At 40.7% G+C, this 882-nt stretch carries 1 protein-coding gene; it reads right to left on the bottom strand.

The window, feature by feature from the left end; genetic code table 11:
- Positions 1 to 882, bottom strand: an 882-nt coding sequence (locus ACLMCG_RS23070; RefSeq protein ID WP_413961446.1) for a condensation domain-containing protein, incomplete at both ends; no start/stop codon positions are given.

Genomic DNA, 882 nt, shown 5'->3' with positions numbered 1-882 from the left:
CATCTTCTTCAATCCAGCGGATCTCATTAAGCTTAACCTCAGAAGATCCATGTTGGAACAGGTCAGAAAACTGATCCAGAATATACTGATACGTACTGATCATATGCTCAATCGTAGAACCTTTGAAGAGCGACTTTGCAAAATTAAATGTTCCAAACAGTTCCTCCCCTCTATCATCAATCATTGTGGTCAGATCAAACTTAGAGGTTTCATCCTGTATTCCACTATCAAAAGAATGGAAAAAACAATCTTCAACATCTCGCGCTTTGGCTTCGGATTCAAAGCCCTGCAATCCGAACATTACCTGAAATACGGGATGGCGCGAGGAATCCTGGTCAACATTAAGAGCATCTACCAATTTCTCAAAAGGCAGGTCCTGATACATCTGACCTCCCAAAACACCAGAAAATACATCGGTAATAAAGTCCCGGACACTTGTATTAAAATCCACTCTTTGACGAAAAACCAAAGTATTGACAAAAAAACCAATCATATTCTCAAGTCCCGGATAATGACGGTTAGCTACCGGAGTGCCTACCACAAGATCATCCTGACCACTGTATGAAGCCAGCATCAGATAATAACCACTCAGCATTACACTGTATAGACTCACTCCTAAATCCTTTGACAAAGACCTTAGCTGAAAACTCGTTTCACAAGAAATACGAAAACCTAAAGTCGTCCCCTCATAACTGATCCTGCCGGGACGTTGAAAATCCAATGGCAGATTCAGCGTTTCAAAACCCGAAAGCTCACCCAGCCAATATTCCAGCTGCTTGTCTAAAACTTGTTCTGTTACATATTTTCGATGCCATAAGGCAAAATCTTTATATTGAAATGGTAAAGAAGGAAGCACAGGAAGAACACCTAAAACAAGAGATT

It is taken from the genome of Chryseobacterium sp. S90 (assembly GCF_047444895.1).
Classification (GTDB): Bacteria; Bacteroidota; Bacteroidia; order Flavobacteriales; family Weeksellaceae; genus Chryseobacterium.
The sequence above is the reverse complement of the archived record's forward strand: the minus strand, read 5'-3'. Positions and strand labels throughout refer to the sequence as shown.